The 396-nt window shown below is 54.0% G+C and carries 1 protein-coding gene; it reads left to right on the top strand.

Features of this window, described 5'->3' with window-relative positions; all coding sequences use genetic code 11:
• The coding region (locus M3183_RS26805; RefSeq protein WP_251475104.1) for a contractile injection system protein, VgrG/Pvc8 family at window positions 1-396 on the top strand (396 nt) is incomplete at both ends.

Genomic DNA, 396 nt, shown 5'->3' with positions numbered 1-396 from the left:
CCCTCCAGCCGTTTCTCTCCCTGCTGGATAAACAGTTTCGCAGCCATCGTTTTTTCGTCAACAAATCGGTACCGGAGGTGGTAGAGCAGGTATTGCAGGAACATCACCTGCATGACTGGGAGTATGAGTTTAATCTCAAGCAACACTATCCACGGCGCGAGCAAATTAATCAGTATCAGGAGAGCGACCTGGCGTTTATCCAGCGCCTGCTGGCAGAGGTGGGGATATTTTATTTCTTCACCCTGCAGGAAGAGGCCCAGAGCGAAGTGGTCCACTTCGCCGACGCGCAGCGGGCGCTGATGTTCGATAAGACACTTCCTGTAAACAGCCCGTCCGGGATGAGCGACAGCGGTGCGGAATCGATATGGGGTCTGAGCATCACCCACAACGTCGTAG

Source organism: Neobacillus mesonae, from assembly GCF_023715155.1.
GTDB lineage: Bacteria > Bacillota > Bacilli > Bacillales > Cytobacillaceae > Neobacillus > Neobacillus mesonae_A.
Note: the sequence above shows the minus strand (reverse complement) of the source record. Positions and strands in the feature narration are given on the sequence as shown.